This is a genomic window from Sphingomonas jeddahensis, from assembly GCF_001981525.1.
GTDB classification, from domain to species: Bacteria; Pseudomonadota; Alphaproteobacteria; order Sphingomonadales; family Sphingomonadaceae; genus Sphingomonas; species Sphingomonas jeddahensis.
The window spans coordinates 57,531-79,339 of the sequence record NZ_MPSB01000010.1; the positions used below are offsets into that span (position 1 = coordinate 57,531).

Below are 21,809 nucleotides of genomic sequence, written 5' to 3' on the forward strand. Positions count from 1 at the left end.
CCCATCAAGACGAGGCGACATTATCACGCGCACCAAGCTGCGCCACCATGTCGGCGGCGAGCAGCGGCAGGGTATCGTCGCGCGCGCCCATGATCACGATGCGGTCGCCCGGCTTCGCGCTGGCGACCAGATGGGCGGCCGCCGCGGCGCGTTCGGGGATGTGTCGCGCGGTGCCGCCAGCGATCGCCACGTCGGCGACGATGTCCGCGCTGGTCACCTCGCGCGTCACCGTCCCGCCCTGATAGACCGGATCGGGGAGGACGAGCAGATCGTCGGGCGCGAGGCCCTGGACGAAGGTCTCGACCAGTTCGCGGCGCATCGTCTTCAACGGGCCGTAGCCGTGCGGCTGGAACAGCACGAGCAGGCGCCCGGGGAAGGCGTGCAGCGTCGCGAGAGTGGCGGCGATCTTGTCGGGGTTGTGGCCGAAATCGTCGATCACCGCGACATGGTTCGCCGTGCCGACGAGGTCGAAGCGGCGCTTGAGGCCGGTGTAGGCGCCGATCGCCTGCACCGCCGTGTCGAACGGCACGCCGGCCGCCAGCGCCGCGCCGATCGCCGCCAAGGCGTTGGCGACGTTGTGGCGGCCGGGGACCTGCACGCGGACGCGGGCGTCGCGCAGTGTGAAGGAGACGGCGAACGGCTCCTCCGAGATTTCGGTCGCGAGCAGATCGGCCGCGCCGCCCAGGCCAAAGGTCGTCACCCGATCGCGCGGCAGTTGCATCGCCAGGGCAGCGGCATCGGGGTTGTCGGCGTTGACGATCGCGTGGGCGGCCTTGCCGATGAAGTCGGCGAACAGCACGTTCAGCTCCTCCAGCGACTTGTGATCGAGGCTGACGTTGTTGAGCACCGCGATGCGCGGCTGGTAGAGCGCGATCGAGCCGTCGCTTTCGTCCACCTCGCTGACGTACGGATCGCCCTCGCCCACCAAGGCGCTGGCGAAGGGGCGGTCGGGGGCGGCGAAATCCTTCATCACCGCGCCGTTCATCACCGTGGGATCGCGCCCGGCATCGTGGAGGATGCGGGCGATCATGCCGGTGACAGTGGACTTGCCGCTCGTGCCCGCCACGCCGATCGGCAGGCGGCTGGCGTTGAACAACGCGGCGTTCAGTTCGGCGCGGCTCATGCGTGGACAACCGAGCCGATCGGCGGCGACGATGTCGGCGACGGTCGCCTCGACGGCGGCGGAGGCGACGACGGTCTGGTCGGGCGAGACGATGCCGCTGCCGTCCTGCGGGAAGAGCTGGACGCCCTTTGCCGCCAGATCGGCGAACTTGGCCGGCACGCGGCCTTGATCGAGCCCGCGGTCGGAGCCGGCGACGATCGCGCCGCGCGCGGCGAGGATCATCGCCAGCGGCATCATCCCCGATCCCCCGACGCCGACGAAGAAGAAGCGCTGCCCTGCGATGTTGCCGTCCTGCATGGCCGCGCGCTATCGCCGCGGGCGGGTTCGGGCAAGGCGAAGGCGGCAGGGCGACATGAAGATCGGGATCGTGGCGCCGGCCAATACGGCGAACCCGGAGATGGTCGCCCCGCTCACCGCTTATGCCGCATTGGCCTATCCGGAGGTGGAGCTCGTCTTCCATCCGCAATGCTGGGAAAGCGATGGCCATTTCGCGGGGCCGGATGCGCGACGGATGGCGGCGTTTTTGGAGTTCGCCAACGATCCCGAATTCGACGCGATCTGGTTCGCGCGGGGTGGCTATGGCTCGAACCGAATCCTGGCGCGGGCCATGCCGCAGCTGAACGAGGCGGCGCGCGCCAAGAAATACGTCGGCTATTCGGACATGGGATTCATGCTCGGCGCGCTTTACGCGCGGCGGATCGGGCGGGTGGCGCATGGACCGATGCCGACGGATATCCTGCGCAGCTCGGGCGGGGGCGATGCGACGGTGGCGCGCTCGCTCGGCTGGATCGCACGCGGCGAGCGGCAGGGGCTGGAGCCGGGACTTGGGCAGCGGCCGGCGGCGGCGTTCAACCTCGCCATATTGGGATCGCTGATCGGCACGCCGTGGCTGCCCGACCTGACCGACCACGAGCTGCTGATCGAGGAAGTGTCCGAGCCGATGTACAATATCGACCGGCTGCTGTTCACCATGGCCAGTGCCACGCAACTGCGCGGGATCGCCGGCGTGCGGCTGGGCGCGGTGACGGGGGTGAAGGAGAATACGCCGCGCTGGGGCGAGACGCTGCCCGTGATGATCCAGCGCTGGTGCGGCGACATGGGCGTGCCATACCTCGGCCCGGCGGAGATCGGGCATACGCAGACCAACCGGGTGGTGCCGTTCGGGGTGGCGTGAACTCATCCCGTCCCGATCTGTCGGAGCGGACCCCCGATCCGTTCGTGCTGAGCTTGTCGAAGCACGTGCCCCAAGCGCCTCCGCATCGGGCACGCCCTTCGACAAGCTCAGGGCGAACGATCGTCAGGCGGCAATCGCCTCCGCCAGCCACTCCGGCACCAGCGCATCCCCCAGCGATTCGACACGGCGATGCTCCACCATCAGCCCCAGCTCGGGATACACCGCCCGCGTCCGATCACCCGCCTCACCCAGCGGCGCCGCCACCAGTCGGCGGTTCACCTTGGAGCGGTAGTTCATCCGCGCCGTATTCTCCTGCCCGACGTAGCAGCCCTTAGCGAAGCTGACGCCATTCAGCTCGCGCGCATTGCACTCCAGCCACAGCGTCTCGCCGCTCCCGAGCTCGGCCACACCCTCCGTCACGCCGAGCGACAGCCGATGCGCTACCCATCCCTCCGCCGGCGCACCCGGCGCGGCGAGCCAGCGGCGGCCGAGCACCGCCAGCCGCGGGTCGGGCACGCCCGCCTCGCCCTCGCGCAACCAATGCACCGCCAGTGCCTCGTCGCGCGCGATCGTGATCGCGCGGCGCAGGCGATAGAGCGTCAGCCGCTTGGCGAGCGCCTCCGCCTGTTCCGCCTCGCAATCGAGCAGCAGGTCGTCGCCGTCCGCCCAGATGATGAAGTCGAACAGCGCCTTGCCCTGCGGCGACAGCAGCGCGGCCCAGACCGGCAGCGGGCCGGTGACATCGTTGGTGACGAGCCCCTGGAGAAAGCCGCGCACATCCTCCCCGGATAGGCGGACAAGGGCGCGGTCTGCGAGGGTGGTGGCGTCGGTCATGCCGACAAGCTAGGGCGTCAGCGCCTCATTCCAAGCTCCCGGACCTCCGCGATGACCGACCGCCTCACCATCCGCCGCCCCGACGACTGGCACGTCCACCTGCGCGACGGCGCGATGCTGGAGCTGGTGGCGCAGCATACCGCGCGCCAGTTCGCGCGCGCGATCATCATGCCGAATTTGACGCCGCCGGTCACCGATGCGGCGGCGGCGCGCGCCTATCGCGATCGCATCCTGGCGGCTTTGCCGGCGGACGCGGGCTTCACGCCGCTGATGACCTGCTATCTCACCGACGGCGCGGATGCCGAGGCGATCGCCGCGGCGCATGCGGAGGGCGTGTTCACCGCGTGCAAGCTGTATCCCGCCCATGCCACCACCAATTCCGCGCATGGCGTGACCGACATCTTCGCGCTGGCGCCGGTGCTGGAGCGGATGCAGGCGATCGGCATGCCCTTGCTAATCCACGGCGAGGTGACCGACAAGGATATCGACATCTTCGATCGCGAGGCGGTGTTCATCGAACGCACGCTGGCGAAGCTGGTGCGCGATTTCCCGGCGCTGAAGATCGTACTTGAGCATATCACCACCGCCGAGGCCGCGCAGTACGTGGCCGAGGCGCCCGCCAATGTCGCGGCCACCATCACGCCGCAGCACCTTATCATCAACCGCAACGCGATCTTCGACGGCGGCATCCGCCCGCATGCCTATTGCCTGCCGGTCGCCAAGCGCGAGGGGCACCGGCTGGCGGTGCGCAAGGCGGCTGTGTCGGGTTCGGCCAAATTCTTCCTCGGCACCGACAGCGCGCCGCATGTGGTGGAGGCCAAGGAATCGTCGTGCGGCTGCGCCGGCATCTTCAACGCGCCGTTCGCGCTGGAAAGCTATCTCAAGGTGTTCGACGAGGAAGGCGCGCTGGACCGGTTCGAGGCGTTCACCAGCGAGAATGGCGCGCGCTTCTACGGCCTGCCGCTCAATGAAGGCACGGTGACGCTGGAGCGGGTGGCGCATCGCGTGCCGGACCGGGTCGGCGACGACACGCTGTCCGTGGTGCCGTTCCATGCCGGTGAGACGCTCGGCTGGCGGATGGTGGCGTAAACCGCGCGTCCACGTCCGACGTCATCCCGGACTTGATCCGAAATCCCACTGCCCTCCACGGCCGAGAAGAGGCGGGACCCCGGATCAAGTCCGGGGTGACGGGAAGAGGCTAGCGCAGCCGATTCACGAACCCGATCACATGCTCGTACGCCGCGCGATCCTCCGCCGCGAAGCGCGCACTCAGCGCCGCCGCATCACCCTGCACGGTGCGCGATCGGAACAGCGCCACCTGGAACGCCTTGCGCTCCGCCACGCACGCCTGGTCGGTCTGGAGCGCGATGGTCGCCGGCGTGCCGGTACTCGCCATCGCCACCTGCGCATAATCCTCAAGGCAGGCGTACCAGGCGCCGCGCTCGGCGCTCGCCGGATCGGCGGCGGCCAGCAGGAGCGCCAACATCATAGCGGAGCCTGGGTCAGGCCTTTTCCAGCGTGCATTGCAGCGGATGCTGGTTGGCACGGGCGAAATCCATCACCTGCCCGACCTTGGTCTCCGCCACTTCATAGCTGAACACGCCGCACACGCCGACGCCCTTCTGGTGGACGTGGAGCATCACGCGCGTCGCCTCCTCCGCGGTCATGCGGAAGAAGCGCTGGAGGCACAGCACGACGAATTCCATCGGCGTGTAATCGTCGTTGAGCATCAGCACGCGGTATGGCGTCGGCTCCTTGACCTTGGCCCGAGTGCGCGTGGCGATGCCGACGCCCGTGCCGTTCCCCTCGCCGCCGCCGTCTTCGCGCCGCTCTGCCATGTGGATCTGAATGCTGGTCATCGTCACCGCCGAAATATGGCAAGCCGTGCTGGGAGGGCAAGGCCTGCCTGCTCCCGCGCGTGGCTCACGCGAACGCCGGCGCCTGGCGCAGCTGCTGATAGGCGGCGATCACCTTTTGCAGCATGCCTTCGTGGCTGCGGTCGCCGCCGTTGCGATCGGGGTGATATCTGCGCACCAGCTCGCTGTACCTTTTGCGCAGCGCCATGCGATCCGCGTCCGGGGCGAGGCCTAGCACCTTGAGGCTCGCGCGGTCCTGCCCTGACAAGGGCTTGCCGTCGCGGCGCTCGGGCGCGACCTCACGGCGATAGCGCGCACCGATCGCGTCGAGCGGATCGGCGAAGTCGGCCCAGCGCGGCCCGTGGTCGCCGCCGCCGGCGCGCGCAAAGGCGCGCGTCTCGCGCTCCCAGCCCGCCATCGGCCGCTGCGCGTGATGGATCTCCTCCGCGCTCATGCCGTCGAAGTAATTGTAGCTAGAATTGAACGCACGGACGTGATCGAGGCAGAACCAGCGAAACGCCGGCGGCCCGTCACGCCCCGGCCCTTCCAGCGGCGGCGCGCGAAACTCGCCCGCCGCATCGCACCCGGGTGCCTCGCACGGCCGGTCGCCCTCGATCCTCCCATGAAAACGCGCGTTCGGCCGGTCCTTCGCCAAAATCGAAACATCCCTGACAAAACCGACTATATAGGCGGCATGACCGCACCTTCCACCGGCCCGATTCAGCTTGCCATTGCCACCCGTCTGACCGACGCGCTCGATCCGACGCACCTCGAAGTGATCAACGAGAGCGCGCAGCACCGCGGCCATGCCGGCGATGACGGATCGGGCGAATCGCACTTCCGCGTGGTGGTGGAGAGCGCTTCATTCGCGGGGCTGAACCGGGTGGCGCGGCAGCGCCTCGTCAACACGGCGCTGGCCGAGCTGCTGCGCGACCATGTCCACGCGCTGGCCATGAAGACGATCGCGCCGGGCGAGCCGCGGTGAGGGCGGCGCGCCCGGCCGCGCGCATCCTGCTGGTCGATCGCGAGCATCGCGTGCTGCTGTTCCGCTTCGTCACCGGGGACGAGCGCGCGCCTTTCTGGTGCACGCCGGGCGGTGCGCTGGATCCGGGCGAAAGTTACGAAGCCGCGGCGCGGCGCGAACTATACGAAGAAACCGGCATTCATGCCGATCCCGGCCCGCAAGTGGCGCAACGCACCGTCGATTTCCTCACGGTCGAACGCGTCGAGGTGACCGCCGACGAACGCTGGTTCCGCGTCGATGTGGATGCGTGCGATCTGGACACGACTGGCCACACCGAGCTTGAGCGGCGGGTGATGACTGAGTGGCGCTGGTTCGCCCGCGAGGAGATCGCCAACTGGCCCGAAGCCATCTATCCCGACGATCTGATTGCCATGCTGGAAGCGACCGATGACGCGTGACGAATTGTTCGAACTGACGCTGCTGCCCGCCACCCACGATATCGGCGGGTTCAAGGTCCATCGTACGCTGCCGCACCGCGAGCGGACGATGGTAGGGCCGTTCCTGTTCTTCGACCAGATGGGGCCGGCGGCACTGCCACCGGGCCAGGGCGTCGACGTGCGGCCGCACCCGCATATCAACCTGTCGACCGTAACCTATCTGTTCGACGGCGCGCTGGGGCATCGCGATTCGCTGGGCACCGACATCGTGATCCGGCCGGGCGCGGTGAATTTGATGACGGCGGGCACCGGCATCGTCCATTCGGAGCGCTCGCCCGCGGACGAACGGCCGGGCGGGCCGGCGCTGGCGGGTATCCAGACGTGGCTGGCGCTGCCCGACGGGCGCGAGGAGATCGACCCGGCGTTCGAACATGTCGCGGCGGATCGGCTGCCGGTGATCGAGGGGGCGGGCGTCACCGCCCGGATCATCATGGGCGACCTGTGGGGCAAGAGCGCGCCGACGACGACCTATGCCGGCACGATCTATGCCGATATCGTGCTCGCGGCGGGCGCCAGCGTCCCGATCGACGCCGACGCGGACGAGCGCGCCGTCTATCTGGTCGAAGGCGACGCGACGCTGGAAGGCGTGCCGCTGGAGCCGCAGCGGCTCTATGTGCTGCGGCCGGGGATTGCGGCGACGCTGCGCTCGACCAGCGGCGCGCGGGCGATGCTGGCAGGCGGCGAGGCGTTCAAGACACCGCGCCACGTTTGGTGGAATTTCGTCAGCTCCTCGCGCGAGCGGATCCAGGAAGCCAAGCGCGCGTGGATGGCGCGCGAGTTCCCGGTGGTGCCGGGGGACGAAGTGGAGTGGATTCCGATTCCCGGCCAGCCCAAGACCGTCAGCTATCCGTAAGAACCAAAGCCCCTCCCCTGATGGGGAGGGGTGAAGAAGGTTCACTCCTTCTCGTACGCGCCACGCCGCATGACATAGTCGCGCGTTTCGTAGGGCGGCGACAGGCCCTCGATCCAGGCGCCATGCGCGTGGGTGAGCGCGACCAACTCCATCGGGCGATCGCCCGGCCAGCCGCGCACGCGCACTTCGTGCCGGTGGAGATCGCGATTGGGCTCCATCATCACCCAACCCAGCCGGCGCTCCGGTGTCGCCCGCGCACCAGCGGCGTCCATGACACTCCGAATACGCTCGCGGGTTTCCACCGGCAGGTACTGCCAGACCACCGAGTGCATCAGCACGCGCGTCGTCCCCGCTGCTTGCGGTTCGGCGAGGCGCGCCTCGACCCAATCGGCCGCGTCGCCCTTGTCCAGCGCCACGCCCTGCTCCCGGATCATCGCGATGCCGCGCTCGATCCGCTCCAGCCGCTCGGCGGCATCGACCCAGACGTACGCCGCGAGCCGCTCCGCCTCAGCGGGATCGCGAACGTCAACCGGCGCGACGTCGACGCCGCGGACCGATCGAATCGCGATCGGCAGGTCAGGCGGCACCGGCCCGCGCCATTCGGGCGCAATCGTCACCGGCGCATCGGCCGGCCCCTTGTGCACGCCGCCGAGATCAAAGGCATAGCGATCGATCAGGAGGTTGAGCCCCGCGCTGGAACCGATCTCCAGCACCTCCACACCCGGGCCGTACCGTTCGGCGAGGTGGAGCAGCCCGGTCATCAACCCGGCCGATCGCCCCGCCTCATTGGTCTGCGGTGGGCCATCGAGCCAGGGCAACAGCGCCGCGTCGTAATCGCGCATCGTGGCCCGCAACGCGGCGATCACCGCCGCCGGATCGGCTACCGCGCCAGTGAACACACCGTCGAGGCCTGCATCGCCGCCCCGTCGGTGAAGCCCGTGCAGCCCGCCGACCAGCCGCAGCACCAACGCGTCCGCCACCGGCTCGCCCGGCCAGTCCAGCACGCGCCGCCCCGTCTCGCTCGTCCGGTCAAGCGCATCGGCCAGCGCGGTGCAGATGCTCGCGGTGATCGGCGCATCCATGGCGCGGCAATAGCCCGCCTGGGTATGGAACGACTCGCGATTCTCGGCTTCGCTTCCCATGCGCCGCTTGTTGCGCCGATGCGGCGGGCTGGTAAAGCCGCGCGCATGGCCGAACCGCTCGTCATTGCCGTGCCCAAGGGGCGTATCCTTGCCGAGGTGCAGCCGTTGCTCGCCGCCGCCGGAGTGGTGCCCGAAGCGGCGTTCTTCGACGAGGACAGCCGCGCGCTGCGCTTCGCCACCGAGGATCCCGGCATCGCGCTGATCCGCGTGCGCGCGTTCGATGTCGCGACCTTCGTGGCGCATGGCGCCGCGCAGCTCGGCATCGTCGGGTCGGACGTGCTTGGCGAGTTCGCCTACCCCGAGCTCTACGCGCCGGTGGACCTGAAGATCGGCTATTGCCGCCTGTCGGTGGCCGAGCCGAAGAAACTTGCCGAAACCGACGACCCGCGCGGCTGGAGCCATGTGCGAGTCGCGACCAAATATCCCCATCTCACCGCCGAGCATTTCGCGCGCCGCGGCGTGCAGGCGGAGTGCATCAAGCTCAATGGCGCGATGGAACTGGCGCCGATGCTGGGGCTGGCACCGCGCATTGTCGATCTCGTGTCGTCTGGGCGGACGCTGAAGGAGAACGGGCTGGTCGAGGTGGAGACGATCGTGGAGGTATCCTCGCGGCTGATCGTCAACCGCGCGGCGATGAAGATGCGCGCCGGGCGGGTGGTGCCGCTGGTCGAGGCTTTCCGCCGTGCGGTGAACGAGAAGGCGGCGGCATGATCCGGCTGTCCACGACGGACGCATCGTTCGCGCAGGACTTCGCGGCGCTGGTCGATGCGCGGCGCGAATCGGATGCGGACGTGACGCGCGATGTGTCCACGATCCTGCGCAGCGTGCGCGAGGAGGGCGATGCGGCGCTCAAGGCGTTCACGCTGAGGCTCGACGGGCATGATCTGGACGAAAGCGGCTGGCAGGTCCCCCTCGCCGATTGCGCCGCGGCGTTCGACGCGCTCGATCCGGATTTGCGCGAGGCGCTGGAACTCGCCGCCAGCCGCATTCGGGCGTATCACGAGAAGCAACGCCCGGCGGACACCGCGTTCACCGACGATGCCGGCGTGCGGCTCGGTGCGCGGTGGCGGGCCGTGGATGCAGCGGGCGTGTACGTCCCCGGCGGGCGTGCCGCGTATCCGTCCACGCTGCTGATGAACGCGATTCCCGCCAAGGTCGCGGGAGTCGAGCGGCTGGTGGTGGTGACGCCCACGCCCAAGGGCACGATCAATCCTCTGGTCCTTGCCGCCGCGCATCTCGCGGGGGCGGACGAAGTGTGGCGCGTTGGTGGCGCGCAGGCGGTGGCCGCGCTCGCCTGGGGCACCGATCGCATCGCCCGCGTCGACGTCGTAACGGGGCCCGGCAACGCCTGGGTCGCGGAGGCCAAGCGGCAGGTCTATGGCGTAGTCGGCATCGACATGGTCGCCGGCCCCAGCGAGATCGTCGTCGTCGCCGATGGCCAGAACGATCCCGACTGGATCGCCGCCGACCTGCTGAGCCAGGCCGAGCATGACGTGACGACCCAGTCGATCCTGTTCACTGACTCGCCCGAGTTCGCCGATGCCGTTGTCGATGCTGTCGAACGGCAGCTGATCGACCTGCCCACCGGCGAGACGGCACGGATCGCGTGGGAGAAAAGCGGCGCGATCGTACTGGTCCGCGATCTCGCCGAAGCGATGCCGCTGGTCGATCGCCTCGCGCCCGAGCATGTCGAGATTGCGGTGGACGATCCTCAACCTCTGTTCGACCTGTTGCGCCACGCCGGCTCCGCGTTCCTGGGCCGGCATACCCCCGAGGCGATCGGTGATTATGTCGCCGGCCCCAACCACGTCCTCCCCACCGGCCGCCGTGCGCGATTCGCCAGCGGACTGGGCGTGACCGACTTCATGAAGCGGACGAGCTTCCTGCAGCTCGACGCCGAGTCGCTGGCGAAGCTCGGCCCGGCAACGGTGGCGCTGGCGGAGGCGGAAGGGCTGCCGGCCCATGCGCAATCGGTGGCGCTGCGGCTGCGCTGAACGTTCCGTTGTCCGAAGCCAAGTCGAGGGACCAGTAACCAGCGGGGCGCATGCCGCTGTGCCTCAACGGTGCTTGGCCCGAACGAAGCCACGATCAGCCAAGGGACCGAAATTCTCGACATTCCGCCCCACACGCGCGTAAGGGCCGCCGCCATGTCCCGTACCGCTGCCCGTACCAAGGCCCGCGCCGCTGCGCGTCTAGCCGCCACCCAGGCCCTCTACCAGCACGAGATGGAGGGCACCGCCATTCCGGCGCTGCTGCACGAATTCCACCACCACCGGATCGGCGCGACGATCGAAGAGGCGGAATATGCCGAGGCGGACGTCGCCTTCTTCGACGATCTGGTCAGCGGCGCGCATGCCCGCGGCGGCGAGATCGACCAGTTGATCGCGGGCAAGCTGGCGAGCGGCTGGAGTCTCGAACGACTCGACAAGCCGATGAAGGCCATCCTGCGCGCTGGCACCTATGAGCTATTGTCGCGAGTCGACGTGCCCAAAGGGGCGGTGATCAGCGAATATGTCGATGTCGCGCATGCCTTTTACGAGCGGCGCGAGGCGGGCTTCGTCAACGGCCTGCTCGACGCGATCGCGCGCGAGGTGCGCGGCTGACATGGGTGAGGTGATCAACCTGCGCCGCGCCCGCAAGGCGAAGGCGCGGGTTGAGGCCGAGCACAAGGCGGCGGCGAATCGCGTCGCGTTCGGCCGGACCAGGGCGGAGCGCGAGGCTGCTGCGGCAGAGACGGAGCGGCGCGACAAGGCGCTGGATGGGGCGAAGCGGGAGGAATGAGCCGCGCCACGTTCGTCGTTCCCGCGCAGGCGGAGATTCATAGACGCTGAGCGTGCGGCTCCATCGATGGACCTGCGCGTATGGATCCGCGCCACAGCGGGGGTGGCGTGGTGAAATCACCCTCGCGGCACCGCCTCCACCGGAACGATCGTCATCGCGCCGGATCCGCCCGCATCGACAGCGATCGCCAGCGCCCAGCCGGCGAGGATCAGCGTCACCACCCAGGTCACCAGCGCACCGCCGGCGCGCAGCGGATTGGGCGCCCGCCGCATCATGCCAAGCGGGTGGGCGATTCGCGCCAGCACGAACAGCGCGCCGATCACCCACAAGGCAACCAGCGGCCCGCGCGCCAGCTCGATCAGCGCCATCAGGATCAGCACGATCGGCGCATATTCGGTGAAGTTGGCGTGACTGCGCATGCCCGAGAGCATGACGGCATCCCCGCCGTCGCCCATCGGCACCTTGCCGCGCACCCGCCCGCGCACGACGCGCGCGGCGAGCCAGATGTTGACCGCTCCGCAGGCCGCGGCGATGGCGAGCGTCACCGGCAGGATCATGGCACCCCTTCCACCTTTTCCGTCACCCAGATCGTGCCAGCATGCCGCGCCGCTTGCAACGCGCGCACGATCCGCTATAGGCGCAGGCTTCGCGATGCGCCCGGCTGCCCGGCGCGGCCGGTGTATAAGCCGGTCCGTGCCGATCGTCGTCGGGCCAATCGCATTTGTTTCGACCAATATAAGATCAAGGTGCCGCGATGGCCGTCCCCAAGCGAAAGACTTCCCCCTCCCGCCGTGGCATGCGCCGCGCGCACGACGCTTTGTCGGTCGAGGCGTTCCAGGAATGCCCGAACTGCGGCGAGCTGCGTCGCCCGCACAATCTGTGCACGGCATGCGGCCATTATAACGGCCGCGAAGTCGTCTCGGTCGAGGGCTGACATCGGCGATCGCGTGGCACAAAGTGTGTCACGCGCGTTTCGGTTGCGCTGATTAGGTTACGGAGTTCGTCCCGCCATGGCCGACAAGTCCTGGATCGCCGTCGATGCGATGGGCGGCGACGAAGGGCTGGCGGTGATGCTGGCGGGCGTTGCGCGGGCGCGACACCGGTTCGAGGGGATGAAGTTCCTGCTCGTCGGTGAGGAATCCGCGATTCGCGACGGGCTGACCAAGCACCCGAACCTCGGCGAGCATGCCGAGATCGTCCACGCGCCTGATGTTATCTCGGGCGACGAAAAGGCGGGCGCTGCACTGCGGCGCGCCAAGACCACCTCGATGGGCGTTGCGATCGACTGCGTGAAGCAGGGCCGCGCCGGCGCCGCCGTGTCGTCCGGCAATACCGGCGCGCTGATGGCAATGGCCAAGCTCGCGCTGCGTACCATGCCCGGCATTGATCGCCCTGCGCTCGCCGCGCTGCTGCCGACGCTGGGCGAGAATGACGTGGTGGTGCTCGATCTAGGCGCGAACACCGAGGTCGAGGCCAAAAATCTCGTTCAGTTCGCCGTTATGGGAGCAGCTTACGCTCGCGTCACGATGGATCTGGAGAGCCCTCGAGTCGCGCTGCTGAACATCGGCAGTGAGGATCAAAAGGGTACCGAGGAAATCCGCGACGCGGCCGCCGCACTGCGCAGCGCCAATCACTTGCCGATGACCTTCGCCGGTTTTGTCGAAGGCGATCGTCTGTCGCGCGGTGAGCATGACGTGATCGTTTGCGACGGCTTCTCCGGCAACATAGCGTTGAAAACCGCCGAAGGAACCGCGCGATTTGTCGGCGATCTGCTGAAGCGTGCCTTCACCAGTTCGGTTCGCTCCAAGATCGGCTTCCTGATCTCGCGTCCCGCGACGCAGCTTTTGCGCGATCACCTCGATCCCAACAACCACAATGGCGCCGTCTTCCTCGGCCTCAACGGGCTGGTGCTGAAAAGCCATGGCAGCGCGAACGAGATCGGCGTGGCCAATGCGATCGGGGTCGCGGCGAAGATGGTCCAGGCCGATCTCGCGCGGCGGATCGCCGACGACCTGCGGCATTTCGAGCAGGAGAAGGCGGCATGATTCGCAGCGTCATCACCGGCACCGGATCGGCGCTGCCCGCGCGGCGCGTGTCGAACGCCGACCTTGCCGAGGTGGTCGATACGACCGACGAGTGGATTGTCGAGCGTACCGGCATCCGTTTCCGGCACATCGCCGGTTCGGACGAGACCACCGCCACCCTCGCCCGCGATGCGGCGAGCGCGGCGATCGCCGCCGCCGGCGTGACGGCGCAGGACATCGACCTGATCGTTCTCGCTACTGCGACCCCCGACCAGACGTTTCCGTCCAGCGCCACCAAAGTGCAGGCGATGCTGGGCATCGACGATTGCGTCGCCTTCGACGTTGCCGCGGTCTGCTCCGGCTTCCTCTATGCGGTGCAGGTGGCGGACAGCATGATCCGGGCCGGCGCGCACCGCCGGGCGCTGGTGATCGGCGCCGAGACGTTCAGCCGAATCCTCGACTGGGAGGACCGCACCACCTGCGTGCTGTTCGGTGATGGCGCCGGCGCAATGGTGCTGGAAGCGCAGGAAAGCGCCGAGGCGGATGGCCGCGGCATCCTAGCGACTCGGCTCCACGCCGATGGGCGGCACAACGAATTGCTCTATGTCGATGGTGGTCCCTCGACCACCGGCACCGTCGGCAAGCTGCGCATGAAGGGCCGCGAGGTGTTCCGCCACGCGGTGGTGAACCTTGCGGCGGTGATGGAGGAATCGCTCGGCGTTGCCGGCCTCACCTCCGCCGATGTCGACTGGGTGGTGCCGCACCAAGCCAACGCCCGAATCCTCGACGCGACTGCACGCAAGCTGGGCCTGCCGGCGGAGAAGGTGGTGCTGACGGTGGATCAGCACGCCAACACCTCCGCCGCGTCGGTGCCGCTCGCGCTTGATACTGCGGTTCGCGACGGGCGCATCCAGCCCGGGCAAATCGTGGTGCTGGAAGCGATGGGCGGCGGGTTCACCTGGGGCGCTGCCATCGTCCGTTTCTGATACGCGGGCGCATCGACATGCGTCTTCCGATATTCACGTGACGATGTTAACCTGCCGCAAGGCTGCGGGTGGGGAGTAAGTTCTGCGATGAGTGATGCGGGCACGTTGACCAGGGCCGATCTGGCGGAGTCGCTGCATCGCCAGGTAGGGCTGTCGCGCGCCGATTCGGCGCGGCTGGTCGAGCAGATCCTGGAGTCGCTCTGCGGGGCGCTCGCCAAGGGCGAGAATGTGAAGATCTCCGGATTTGGCACCTTTGTGCTGCGCGACAAGGGCGAGCGGATCGGTCGCAACCCGAAGACCGGCGTCGAAGTGCCGATCGCGCCGCGCCGCGTGCTCACCTTCCGCGCCAGCCAGATGATGCGTGATCGCATCGTGGACACGAGCACGTGAGCGACACGGGCAAGGCAGAAGGCGCCTTCCGCACCATCGGGGAGGTGACGGCAGCAACCGGAGTCGCGCCGCATGTGCTGCGCTACTGGGAATCGCGCTTTCCCGAGCTTCGGCCAGTAACCCGTGCCGGCAACCGTCGCTATTATCGCCCGGCGGACGTTGCGTTGGTCGAGCGGATTCAGCGACTGCTCGGCACCGAGGGCTATACGGTAAAGGGCGTGCAGAAGCTGCTCGCGAGCGAAGGGCGCGGCGTGCAGCAGCCTGCCTCCGCACCGAACGCGGCGCTGGCCGCAATGCCAGCGCTGCGCGCGATTCGTGATCGGCTGCAACGGGCGCTCGACGCCGCTTAGACCGGCCTCACAGGGCCTTATTCCACCCGGACCTTGTGGTGTCCCATCGGACCGTGGCCGGCGCCGAAGCCGGGTGCTTCAAGCAACGCTTGGCGCACGAAGATGCGCGCCCGCCCGATCGCATCCGGCAGCGCAAGACCGCGGCCCAGCCCCTCCGCAATGCCGCTGGCAAGGGTACAGCCGGTGCCATGCGTGTGCCGCGTTTCGATGCGCGGATCGGTCCACACCATGTCCGTGTCATCCGGCATGATCAGATTGTCGGCGACCAAGTCACCGGGCAGCCCTTCAGGCACCAGAACCTCGCCGGTTGCGCGCGGGGGAAGGTGCCCTCCTTTTGCCAGCACGGCGGCACCTGTTGAGAGCGCAAGCGCGCGTCCTGCGACAATGGCGTCGCTTTCCGACTCCACTGACAAGCCGGTAAGCGCCGCGAGTTCAGGCGCATTGGGCGTCACCAGTGTCGCCGATCGCATCAGCCGATCAAAGGCGGCGATCGTATCCGCGTTGGCGAGAACCGAACCGGAAGTGGCGACCATCACCGGATCGAACACGACCGGCACGCCCGCCACCGTTTCCAGCACCTCCGCCACTGCGAACGCCGTCTCGGCCGAGCCGATCATGCCGATCTTCACCGCGTCCACGCCGAGGTCGTCGATGCAGGACCGCATCTGCTGCACGACCATGGCGGCCGGAATCGGAAGTACCCCCTGAACGCCCAGCGTGTTCTGCGCAGTGATCGCGGTGATCGCCGTCATCGCATGGCCGCCGAGCATCGTGACGGTGCGGATGTCGGCTTGGATGCCCGCCCCGCCCCCCGAATCGGAACCGGCGATGATTAGGATACGGCTGGTCATCTCCCCTCCCGCTGGCCGGAGCGGTCGGGGGAGGGTCTGTCAGCAAACGGGTAGGAGGTGGACATGCCCTCCCCTAACCCCTCCCGCCAGCGGGAGGCGAATGATGCCGCTGCGTTGACGCCGGGTACTTGGTCAGCGCTGCGCCGACTCGCGCGGGGCGGTCGAGCAACTCGCCGCCGCAATTGGGGCAGCGCTCGTCCAGCGCATCCACGCAATCCGCGCAAAAGGTGCATTCGAACGAGCAGATGAACGCTCCGCCCTCATCAGCGGGCAGGTCCACGCCGCATCGTTCGCAGTCGGGGCGCATCTCAAGCATCGCCGCGCCTTACGCCACGCGATCCGGCTGCGCCACCAGCAGCGCGCCGAGGAATCGGCGCACCTCGCCTTCGATGGCCAGCGGGCGGCCGGTCGGCAGATGGACGTTGACGCTGACCATCTCGATCACGTTGCACAGTTCGCCACGCTGGTTGGCGATCTCGAAGCGCTTGGTAAGGCTTGACGTGCCGATCCGCTCGATGCGGACGGAGACGTCGACGGTGTCGCCGAGCACCAGCGGCTGGAGGTAATCGACGTTGGCGCGGCGGACGTGGAATTCCATCTCGCGCCACGTTTCGCCCAACGCCTCGGCGATGCCGGTCCACTCCCAAAATTCGGTAACCGCAACGTCGGCATATTCGAGATAGCGCGAATTGAAGACCACACGCTGGCCGTCGATCTCGGCATAGCGGACTCTGAATGCGGTGGAGAAGGCGAAACCGGGGCGGGGCATTGAACGGTCCTTGATTGACGCCGGGGTCAGAGGATCAACTTCAGCCCGACGATCGCCAGCGTGGTCGCCAGGATCGGGGTCAGCACGCGATCGGTGACTTGCGAGGCGATGACGCTGCCCAGCACGATGCCGGGGATCGAGCCGGCGAGCAACGAGGCGAGCAGCAGCAGATCCACCGAGCCGAGCCACAGATGCCCCATGCCCGCAATCAGCGTCAGCGGCACGGCATGGGCGATGTCCGATCCCACCAGTCGGTTCACCGGCGCCGTCGGATACAGGATCAGCAGCGCCGTCATGCCCAGCGCCCCTGCCCCCACCGAGGTTAGCGACACCAACACGCCGAGCAGCGCACCGAGCATGATGGTCAGCCCGGCCAGACGGCGCTGGCTCATGCCGCGAAAGCGCGGGCCCACGGTGGCGACGATGCGGGCGCGGAAGAAGGTCGCCAATGCCGTGCCAACGAGCGTGACCCCCAGCGCGGTGGCGATCATCGATCCGGCGTGTGGGCTCTGCTCCGCCGTCTGGCTGAGAAGCAGCAGGGTGAGCGCCGCCGCCGGCACGCTGCCCATCGCCAGCCGGCGCACGATCGACCAATCGACCGTGCCGCGCAGGCCGTGAACCGCGCCCCCGACCGTTTTCGTGGCGGCGGCATAGAGCAGATCGGTGCCGACCGCCGTCGCCGGGTGGAAGCCAAAGGCAAGCACCAGCAGCGGCGTCATCAACGATCCGCCACCCACCCCGGTGAGGCCGACGAGCATTCCGACCAGCACGCCGGCGAGTGAATAGAGCGGGTTATAGGCGTCCATTGGCCGCCTGCGCTGTTCTCTGACACGCTTCTGCCGCCACCCCGGGCTTGACCCGGAGCCCCGCTTCTTTTCCCACGTTGCGAAGGTAGCGGGACCCCGAATCAAGTCCGGGGTGACGCGGTGGTGCGACAGACGCACGCAAACCCTGCATCACCGACAAACCGTTCCACCCCCGTTCAGCCACGGAGGGCGGGTATAACCGGTTATAGGCATGCATTGGGGCGCCTCTGCTGACCGTCATCCCGGACTTGATCCGGAATCCAACCATCCACTCGCGCTGCCGCTCGCCATAAGACGCGCGGCGCTCGCGGCACCATGGGTCCCGGATCAAGTCCGGGATGACGGGGGTGGCTGGGCCGGGGCGCCGAACAAGACTCGCGTGGCGACGTGATGCGGGGAACACGCTGGTGCCCGGCTGGACGGCAACGTCGAAGAAGAAGCGGGACCCCGGGTCAAGGCGGGGGTGACGTGGTGGTGCCGCAGACGCACGACAACCCTGCACCACGAAGGGACCGCTCAACCCGCGTTCCGGGCGGGCACGTTGACCCCCATGCTGGCGAGATATTTCTTCACGTTGCGCGCGGCCTGGCGCAGCCGCTGTTCGTTCTCCACCATGGCGATGCGCACGAAGCCTTCGCCATTTTCGCCATAGCCGACGCCCGGCGCAACCGCGACCTTGGCATGGGTGAGCAACTGCTTGGAAAATTCCAGGCTGCCGAGGTGTGCCAGCGCTGGCGGCAGCGGCGCCCAGGCGAACATCGACGCACGGGGGCTGGGGATTTCCCAACCGGCGCGGGCGAAGCTCTCGACCATCACATCGCGGCGCTTGTGGTAAAGCTTGCGGTTCTGCTCGACGATGTCCTGCGGTCCGTTCAACGCCGCACAGGCCGCCGCCTGGATCGGGGTGAAGGCGCCGTAATCGAGATAGGATTTCACCCGCGTCATCGCGGCGATCAGCGTCTTGTTGCCGACCGCGAAGCCGATCCGCCAGCCGGCCATCGAATAGGTCTTGCTGAGCGAGGTGAATTCGATCGCCACGTCCTTGGCGCCCTTCACCTGCATGATCGAGGGGGTCGGATTGCCGTCGTAATAGAGCTCCGAATAAGCGAGGTCGGAGATGATCCAGACCTTGTTCTCGCGCGCCCAGGCGACCAGCCGCTCGTAGAAGGCGAGATCCACCGCCTCCGCAGTCGGGTTCGACGGATAGTTGACGACCAGGATGCTCGGGCGCGGCACGGTGAAGTTCATCGCCCGCTCAAGGCTTTCGAAATAATGCTCGTCGGGCGTCGTCGGCACGGCGCGGATCGTCGCGCCGGCGATGATAAAGCCGAAGGTGTGGATGGGGTAGCTGGGGTTGGGCGCCAGGATCACGTCGCCCGGCGCGGTGATCGCGGTGGCGAGGCTGGCGAGCCCCTCCTTCGACCCCATGGTGACGACCACCTCGGTCTCGGGATCGACGTCCACCCCGAAGCGGCGGCCGTAGTAATTGGCCTGGGCGCGGCGCAGGCCGGGAATGCCCTTAGACGCGGAATAGCCGTGGGCGTCGGGCTTTTGCGCCACTTCCACGAGTTTCGCGATAACATGCGGGGGCGGCGGCAGGTCCGGATTGCCCATGCCCAGATCAATGATGTCCTCGCCGCCCGCGCGCGCCGCTGCCCGCATCGCATTCACTTCGGCGATGACATAGGGCGGCAGGCGCTTCATGCGATAAAATTCGTCGGACATGGGATCCTCGGTGGCTGAAGCGCACGGCATAGACGCTGCGTTGGCGTAGCGGAAGCGGGGTGGGGTTCGCTCGGCGATAGGTGCGCTTTGCGGCTTCGTCGTCAAGCCGGACGCCCCCTCAGTCTACGTCATCCCGGCCTTGCGCCGGGATGACGATGGTGGTTTCGCACGGACCTCGTTATGCTGGCGGCGAGAGGACCGCATGACCGAACAGCCGACGGCGCCGAGTCTCGCCGACCTTCAGCACTGGACGTGGGTGATCGGCCGCGCGCAGCAGATGATGCTGGAACAGGGCATCGCCGCGATGGACGCTGCGCCGCAGAACGCGGCCGTCGCGCAGGTGCGCGACTTCTGGTCCGAGAGCCTGTCGCTCTGGCAGCAGTTTCTCGCGCCCACCGCGGATACGCCGACCGACAAACCGAAGGACAAGCGCTTCGCCGCCCCGGCGTGGCAGCAGAACCCGCTGTTCGCCTGGATGCGCCAATCCTACACGATGATCGCGGATCATATGCTGCGCAGCATCGACACACTCGACGGCGTGGACGAGAAGCAGCGTGCGCAGCTGCGCTTCGCGATGCGCGGCTTCGTCGATGCGATGAGCCCGTCGAACTTCGCCTTCACCAACCCGGAGGTGATCGAGAAGACGCTGGAGACGCGCGGCGAGAATCTGCTCAAGGGCCTGCAGAACATGCTGGCCGACGTGAGCCGCGGGCAATTGACGCATACCCCGGCCGGCGCGTTCGAGATCGGGCGCGATCTTGCCACCACGCCGGGCAAGGTGATCCACCGCACGCCGCTGTACGAGCTGATCCATTACACGCCGACCACAGGCGAGGTGCTGGCCACCCCGCTCGTCATCTTCCCGCCCTGGATCAACCGCTTCTACATCCTCGACCTGACACCGGAGAAGAGCTTCATCCGCTGGTGCGTGGATCAGGGAATCAGCGTCTTCATGGTCTCGTGGAAGTCTGCCGACGCGACGATGAAGGATGTGGCGTGGGACGATTACGTCACGGCGCAGGTCGATGCGGTGGACGTGATCCGCGGGTTGCTGGACGTGCCGGCGGTGCACACGATCGGCTATTGCGTCGCCGGGACAACGCTGGCGGCGACGCTGGCGTATCTCGCGGCGCGCGGGCAGGCGGGCAAGATCGCCACGGCCACCTTCTTCACCGCGCAGGTCGATTTCACCCGCGCGGGCGAGCTGACCAACTTCATCACCGAAGAACAGCTCCAGCTGCTCGGCACGCTCTCGCCGGACGGTTATCTCGACGGACGCTTCATGGCGGCGACGTTCAATCTGCTGCGCGGTCGCGACCTGATCTGGAATTACGTCACCAACAACTATCTGCTCGGCAAGGATTATGTGCCGTTCGACCTGCTGCACTGGAACGGCGACACCACCAACCTGCCGGCCAAATGGCACAAGAGCTATCTCACCGATCTGTACCGCGACAATCTGCTCGTGTCCCCAGGCGCCCTGTCGATCGGCGGCACGGCGCTTGATCTGACCAAGGTGGAAACGCCGACCTTCGTGCAGGCGGGGCGCGAGGATCATATCGCGCCGGCGGAGAGCGTGTGGGAAATCACCCGGCACTTCCGCGGGCCGCTGCGCTTCGTGCTGGCGGGCTCCGGCCATATCGCGGGCGTGGTGAACCCGCCCGCGGCGGGGAAATATCAATATTGGACCAATGACCTGCCCGCCGAGACGCTGGATGCGTTTATGAAAGGCGCGAGCGAGACGAAGGGCAGCTGGTGGCCGCATTGGCTGGAATGGCTGCGCGACCGCGATGGCGCGACGGTGGCGGCGACCGGCGCGCGCGTGCCCGGCGAAGGCGCGCTGCCGGCGATCGAGGATGCCCCGGGGCGCTACGTCCGCACGTAGTGAAGTAGCAGATGCAACGATTTGTTGCGCTGCACAATTTTTGCTTGCCGCTTGGGCTACGATGCCTTATTTTGCATCGCAGCATAGGGAGACGTGCGTATGTCAGAGACGCAAGCACCGCCGACCAGCCTTGACGCAATTGCCGACGATCTGTCGGCGAGCGACGGGCCAAGCCCCGTGCCGCCGGTGCTGAAAGCCCCGGCTCGCAAGAGGTCGGCAGCCACGGCCAAGGCGGCCCAGATCGTATCGCAAGAGTCCGCCACCGTTGAACCCTCCGCCGAACCGGCGGTCCGCAGCGTGAAGGAAACCAGCATGGACGAAACGATCCAGTCGACCACCGACAAGACCAAGACGATGTTCGCCGAGGCGAGCGAGCGCGCCAAGGCGCAGATGGAAAAGGGCGCACGTGCGTTCGAGGACATGAACGCCTTTGGCAAGGGCAATGTCGAAGCGATCGTCGAATCGTCGAAGATCGCCGCCAAGGGCTTCGAGCAGATGGGGCAGGACGCCGCCAGCTACATGAAGTCGTCGTACGAGAACGCGACGACGGCGTTCAAGTCGATGACCGCGGTGAAGTCGCCGACCGAGCTGTTCCAGCTGCAGAGCGACTTTGCTCGGTCGTACTTCGATGCCTTCGTTGCGCAGACCTCGCGCTCGACCGAGGCCGCGCTGAAGCTGGCCGGTGAGATCGCCCAGCCGATCTCGAACCGCGTCGCGATCGCGGTGGAGAAGGTGAAGGTCGCCGCCTAAGCGGACCCTCACGGCCGAGTAATCCGTCACCCCGGACTTGATCCGGGGT

Annotated in this window: 28 protein-coding genes; 16 read left to right on the plus strand and 12 right to left on the minus strand. The window is 67.6% G+C overall.

The genetic code is table 11. From position 1 onward, the window contains the following. Positions 1-4: 4 nt before the first annotated feature. Positions 5-1,420: a glutamate ligase domain-containing protein gene (locus tag SPHI_RS11055; protein ID WP_076745009.1), complete on the minus strand. Its 1,416-nt coding sequence runs from the start codon at positions 1,418-1,420 to the stop codon at positions 5-7. Between the two features lie 55 nt (positions 1,421-1,475). On the opposite strand from SPHI_RS11055, the gene SPHI_RS11060 reads away from it, so the two are divergent. After that, on the plus strand, positions 1,476-2,297 hold the full coding sequence (locus SPHI_RS11060) for an LD-carboxypeptidase (protein ID WP_076745010.1): 822 nt from the start codon (positions 1,476-1,478) through the stop codon (positions 2,295-2,297). Positions 2,298-2,420: 123 nt separating this feature from the next. Here SPHI_RS11060 and ygfZ read toward each other — a convergent pair whose 3' ends face one another. Further along, a complete protein-coding gene (gene ygfZ, locus SPHI_RS11065) occupies positions 2,421-3,131 on the minus strand; it encodes a CAF17-like 4Fe-4S cluster assembly/insertion protein YgfZ (RefSeq protein ID WP_076745011.1) in 711 nt (236 codons plus the stop codon). A gap of 51 nt (positions 3,132-3,182) precedes the next feature. Here ygfZ and pyrC point away from each other — a divergent pair, with 51 nt between their 5' ends. Then, positions 3,183-4,220, plus strand: coding sequence for a dihydroorotase (pyrC, locus tag SPHI_RS11070; RefSeq protein WP_076745012.1), 1,038 nt, complete (start codon positions 3,183-3,185; stop codon positions 4,218-4,220). 109 nt (positions 4,221-4,329) lie between these two features. Here the strand turns inward: pyrC and SPHI_RS11075 are convergent, their stop codons facing one another. The 3 genes from SPHI_RS11075 to SPHI_RS11085 form a co-directional block, all read right to left on the minus strand. Beyond that, complete coding sequence (locus SPHI_RS11075) at positions 4,330-4,620, minus strand: hypothetical protein (RefSeq protein WP_076745013.1); 291 nt, start codon at positions 4,618-4,620, stop codon at positions 4,330-4,332. 13 nt (positions 4,621-4,633) lie between these two features. After that, the gene (gene clpS / locus SPHI_RS11080; RefSeq protein ID WP_076745073.1) at positions 4,634-4,969 is read right to left on the minus strand and encodes an ATP-dependent Clp protease adapter ClpS; all 336 of its coding nucleotides are present in this window, start codon (positions 4,967-4,969) and stop codon (positions 4,634-4,636) included. Positions 4,970-5,054: 85 nt separating this feature from the next. After that, positions 5,055-5,642, minus strand: a complete 588-nt coding sequence (locus SPHI_RS11085; RefSeq protein WP_408640486.1) for a DnaJ domain-containing protein — start codon at positions 5,640-5,642, stop codon at positions 5,055-5,057. A gap of 39 nt (positions 5,643-5,681) precedes the next feature. On the opposite strand from SPHI_RS11085, the gene SPHI_RS11090 reads away from it, so the two are divergent. From SPHI_RS11090 to SPHI_RS11100, 3 genes are read left to right on the plus strand one after another with little or no spacing between them, the layout of a single operon-like run. Continuing rightward, positions 5,682-5,972, plus strand: coding sequence for a BolA family protein (locus tag SPHI_RS11090; protein ID WP_076745074.1), 291 nt, complete (start codon positions 5,682-5,684; stop codon positions 5,970-5,972). Further along, entirely contained in the window at positions 5,969-6,409 is a 441-nt protein-coding gene (locus SPHI_RS11095) for an NUDIX hydrolase (protein WP_076745014.1), read from the plus strand. Before SPHI_RS11090 ends, SPHI_RS11095 begins: the two co-directional genes overlap by 4 nt. Beyond that, positions 6,399-7,301, plus strand: coding sequence for a pirin family protein (locus SPHI_RS11100; protein WP_076745015.1), 903 nt, complete (start codon positions 6,399-6,401; stop codon positions 7,299-7,301). Before SPHI_RS11095 ends, SPHI_RS11100 begins: the two co-directional genes overlap by 11 nt. Before the next feature lie 41 nt (positions 7,302-7,342). On the opposite strand, the gene SPHI_RS11105 is transcribed toward SPHI_RS11100, so the two are convergent. Then, positions 7,343-8,443, minus strand: a complete 1,101-nt coding sequence (locus SPHI_RS11105) for a DUF2332 domain-containing protein (protein ID WP_076745016.1) — start codon at positions 8,441-8,443, stop codon at positions 7,343-7,345. Between the two features lie 45 nt (positions 8,444-8,488). Between SPHI_RS11105 and hisG the strand changes: the two genes are divergently transcribed. From hisG to SPHI_RS11125, 4 genes are all read left to right on the plus strand, one after another. After that, positions 8,489-9,154 (plus strand): ATP phosphoribosyltransferase, encoded by a 666-nt coding sequence (hisG, locus tag SPHI_RS11110; protein WP_076745076.1) that lies wholly within the window; start codon positions 8,489-8,491, stop codon positions 9,152-9,154. After that, positions 9,151-10,437, plus strand: coding sequence for a histidinol dehydrogenase (gene hisD, locus SPHI_RS11115; RefSeq protein WP_076745017.1), 1,287 nt, complete (start codon positions 9,151-9,153; stop codon positions 10,435-10,437). Before hisG ends, hisD begins: the two co-directional genes overlap by 4 nt. A gap of 153 nt (positions 10,438-10,590) precedes the next feature. Beyond that, positions 10,591-11,046 (plus strand): transcription antitermination factor NusB, encoded by a 456-nt coding sequence (nusB, locus tag SPHI_RS11120; protein WP_076745077.1) that lies wholly within the window; start codon positions 10,591-10,593, stop codon positions 11,044-11,046. A gap of 1 nt (position 11,047) precedes the next feature. After that, on the plus strand, positions 11,048-11,224 hold the full coding sequence (locus SPHI_RS11125; RefSeq protein ID WP_076745018.1) for a DUF4169 family protein: 177 nt from the start codon (positions 11,048-11,050) through the stop codon (positions 11,222-11,224). A gap of 116 nt (positions 11,225-11,340) precedes the next feature. On the opposite strand, the gene SPHI_RS11130 is transcribed toward SPHI_RS11125, so the two are convergent. Further along, the gene (locus tag SPHI_RS11130; RefSeq protein WP_076745019.1) at positions 11,341-11,781 is read right to left on the minus strand and encodes an MAPEG family protein; all 441 of its coding nucleotides are present in this window, start codon (positions 11,779-11,781) and stop codon (positions 11,341-11,343) included. A 197-nt stretch (positions 11,782-11,978) separates the two neighbouring features. Between SPHI_RS11130 and rpmF the strand changes: the two genes are divergently transcribed. The 5 genes from rpmF to SPHI_RS11155 all read left to right on the plus strand — a co-directional run bounded on the left by rpmF (position 11,979) and on the right by SPHI_RS11155 (position 14,974). Further along, the gene (gene rpmF / locus SPHI_RS11135) at positions 11,979-12,158 is read left to right on the plus strand and encodes a 50S ribosomal protein L32 (protein WP_076745020.1); all 180 of its coding nucleotides are present in this window, start codon (positions 11,979-11,981) and stop codon (positions 12,156-12,158) included. A 76-nt stretch (positions 12,159-12,234) separates the two neighbouring features. Beyond that, positions 12,235-13,269, plus strand: coding sequence for a phosphate acyltransferase PlsX (gene plsX / locus SPHI_RS11140; protein WP_076745021.1), 1,035 nt, complete (start codon positions 12,235-12,237; stop codon positions 13,267-13,269). Continuing rightward, on the plus strand, positions 13,266-14,234 hold the full coding sequence (locus SPHI_RS11145) for a beta-ketoacyl-ACP synthase III (protein WP_076745022.1): 969 nt from the start codon (positions 13,266-13,268) through the stop codon (positions 14,232-14,234). Before plsX ends, SPHI_RS11145 begins: the two co-directional genes overlap by 4 nt. An 87-nt stretch (positions 14,235-14,321) precedes the next feature. Further along, positions 14,322-14,624, plus strand: coding sequence for an integration host factor subunit alpha (locus tag SPHI_RS11150; RefSeq protein WP_076745023.1), 303 nt, complete (start codon positions 14,322-14,324; stop codon positions 14,622-14,624). Further along, positions 14,621-14,974, plus strand: a complete 354-nt coding sequence (locus tag SPHI_RS11155; protein ID WP_076745024.1) for a MerR family transcriptional regulator — start codon at positions 14,621-14,623, stop codon at positions 14,972-14,974. The genes SPHI_RS11150 and SPHI_RS11155 overlap by 4 nt, the downstream gene beginning before the upstream one ends. 17 nt (positions 14,975-14,991) lie before the next feature. On the opposite strand, the gene thiD is transcribed toward SPHI_RS11155, so the two are convergent. The 5 genes from thiD to SPHI_RS11180 all read right to left on the minus strand — a co-directional run bounded on the left by thiD (position 14,992) and on the right by SPHI_RS11180 (position 19,125). Further along, positions 14,992-15,825 carry a bifunctional hydroxymethylpyrimidine kinase/phosphomethylpyrimidine kinase gene (gene thiD, locus SPHI_RS11160; RefSeq protein WP_076745025.1) on the minus strand — a complete coding sequence of 278 codons (834 nt, stop codon included), beginning with the start codon at positions 15,823-15,825 and terminating at the stop codon, positions 14,992-14,994. Positions 15,826-15,898: 73 nt separating this feature from the next. Further along, a complete protein-coding gene (locus SPHI_RS11165; protein WP_076745026.1) occupies positions 15,899-16,141 on the minus strand; it encodes a DUF1272 domain-containing protein in 243 nt (80 codons plus the stop codon). A 9-nt stretch (positions 16,142-16,150) separates the two neighbouring features. After that, positions 16,151-16,594 carry an acyl-CoA thioesterase gene (locus tag SPHI_RS11170; RefSeq protein WP_076745027.1) on the minus strand — a complete coding sequence of 148 codons (444 nt, stop codon included), beginning with the start codon at positions 16,592-16,594 and terminating at the stop codon, positions 16,151-16,153. A gap of 26 nt (positions 16,595-16,620) precedes the next feature. Continuing rightward, entirely contained in the window at positions 16,621-17,400 is a 780-nt protein-coding gene (locus SPHI_RS11175) for a sulfite exporter TauE/SafE family protein (RefSeq protein ID WP_076745028.1), read from the minus strand. Between the two features lie 516 nt (positions 17,401-17,916). Continuing rightward, positions 17,917-19,125: an LL-diaminopimelate aminotransferase gene (locus SPHI_RS11180; RefSeq protein ID WP_076745029.1), complete on the minus strand. Its 1,209-nt coding sequence runs from the start codon at positions 19,123-19,125 to the stop codon at positions 17,917-17,919. Between the two features lie 202 nt (positions 19,126-19,327). Here SPHI_RS11180 and SPHI_RS11185 point away from each other — a divergent pair, with 202 nt between their 5' ends. Together SPHI_RS11185 and SPHI_RS11190 are read left to right on the plus strand one after the other, a co-directional pair. Next, positions 19,328-21,010 carry a PHA/PHB synthase family protein gene (locus tag SPHI_RS11185; RefSeq protein ID WP_076745030.1) on the plus strand — a complete coding sequence of 561 codons (1,683 nt, stop codon included), beginning with the start codon at positions 19,328-19,330 and terminating at the stop codon, positions 21,008-21,010. A gap of 99 nt (positions 21,011-21,109) precedes the next feature. Further along, complete coding sequence (locus SPHI_RS11190) at positions 21,110-21,760, plus strand: phasin family protein (RefSeq protein WP_076745031.1); 651 nt, start codon at positions 21,110-21,112, stop codon at positions 21,758-21,760. Positions 21,761-21,809: the final 49 nt, after the last annotated feature.

Bases quoted from the DNA above. Each gene is read 5' to 3' on its own strand.
- pyrC (WP_076745012.1), top strand. From the start codon at position 3,183: ATGACCGACCGCCTCACCATCCGCCGCCCCGACGACTGGCACGTCCAC.
- thiD (WP_076745025.1), bottom strand. From the start codon at position 15,825: ATGACCAGCCGTATCCTAATCATCGCCGGTTCCGATTCGGGGGGCGGG.
- SPHI_RS11190 (WP_076745031.1), top strand. From the start codon at position 21,110: ATGTCAGAGACGCAAGCACCGCCGACCAGCCTTGACGCAATTGCCGAC.
- SPHI_RS11055 (WP_076745009.1), bottom strand. From the start codon at position 1,420: ATGCAGGACGGCAACATCGCAGGGCAGCGCTTCTTCTTCGTCGGCGTC.
- SPHI_RS11150 (WP_076745023.1), top strand. From the start codon at position 14,322: ATGAGTGATGCGGGCACGTTGACCAGGGCCGATCTGGCGGAGTCGCTG.
- SPHI_RS11170 (WP_076745027.1), bottom strand. From the start codon at position 16,594: ATGCCCCGCCCCGGTTTCGCCTTCTCCACCGCATTCAGAGTCCGCTAT.
- nusB (WP_076745077.1), top strand. From the start codon at position 10,591: ATGTCCCGTACCGCTGCCCGTACCAAGGCCCGCGCCGCTGCGCGTCTA.
- clpS (WP_076745073.1), bottom strand. From the start codon at position 4,969: ATGGCAGAGCGGCGCGAAGACGGCGGCGGCGAGGGGAACGGCACGGGC.
- SPHI_RS11105 (WP_076745016.1), bottom strand. From the start codon at position 8,443: ATGGGAAGCGAAGCCGAGAATCGCGAGTCGTTCCATACCCAGGCGGGC.
- SPHI_RS11125 (WP_076745018.1), top strand. From the start codon at position 11,048: ATGGGTGAGGTGATCAACCTGCGCCGCGCCCGCAAGGCGAAGGCGCGG.
- SPHI_RS11090 (WP_076745074.1), top strand. From the start codon at position 5,682: ATGACCGCACCTTCCACCGGCCCGATTCAGCTTGCCATTGCCACCCGT.
- hisG (WP_076745076.1), top strand. From the start codon at position 8,489: ATGGCCGAACCGCTCGTCATTGCCGTGCCCAAGGGGCGTATCCTTGCC.
- ygfZ (WP_076745011.1), bottom strand. From the start codon at position 3,131: ATGACCGACGCCACCACCCTCGCAGACCGCGCCCTTGTCCGCCTATCC.
- SPHI_RS11185 (WP_076745030.1), top strand. From the start codon at position 19,328: ATGACCGAACAGCCGACGGCGCCGAGTCTCGCCGACCTTCAGCACTGG.
- SPHI_RS11075 (WP_076745013.1), bottom strand. From the start codon at position 4,620: ATGATGTTGGCGCTCCTGCTGGCCGCCGCCGATCCGGCGAGCGCCGAG.
- SPHI_RS11180 (WP_076745029.1), bottom strand. From the start codon at position 19,125: ATGTCCGACGAATTTTATCGCATGAAGCGCCTGCCGCCCTATGTCATC.
- SPHI_RS11165 (WP_076745026.1), bottom strand. From the start codon at position 16,141: ATGCTTGAGATGCGCCCCGACTGCGAACGATGCGGCGTGGACCTGCCC.
- rpmF (WP_076745020.1), top strand. From the start codon at position 11,979: ATGGCCGTCCCCAAGCGAAAGACTTCCCCCTCCCGCCGTGGCATGCGC.
- plsX (WP_076745021.1), top strand. From the start codon at position 12,235: ATGGCCGACAAGTCCTGGATCGCCGTCGATGCGATGGGCGGCGACGAA.
- SPHI_RS11130 (WP_076745019.1), bottom strand. From the start codon at position 11,781: ATGATCCTGCCGGTGACGCTCGCCATCGCCGCGGCCTGCGGAGCGGTC.
- SPHI_RS11100 (WP_076745015.1), top strand. From the start codon at position 6,399: ATGACGCGTGACGAATTGTTCGAACTGACGCTGCTGCCCGCCACCCAC.
- SPHI_RS11175 (WP_076745028.1), bottom strand. From the start codon at position 17,400: ATGGACGCCTATAACCCGCTCTATTCACTCGCCGGCGTGCTGGTCGGA.
- hisD (WP_076745017.1), top strand. From the start codon at position 9,151: ATGATCCGGCTGTCCACGACGGACGCATCGTTCGCGCAGGACTTCGCG.
- SPHI_RS11145 (WP_076745022.1), top strand. From the start codon at position 13,266: ATGATTCGCAGCGTCATCACCGGCACCGGATCGGCGCTGCCCGCGCGG.
- SPHI_RS11060 (WP_076745010.1), top strand. From the start codon at position 1,476: ATGAAGATCGGGATCGTGGCGCCGGCCAATACGGCGAACCCGGAGATG.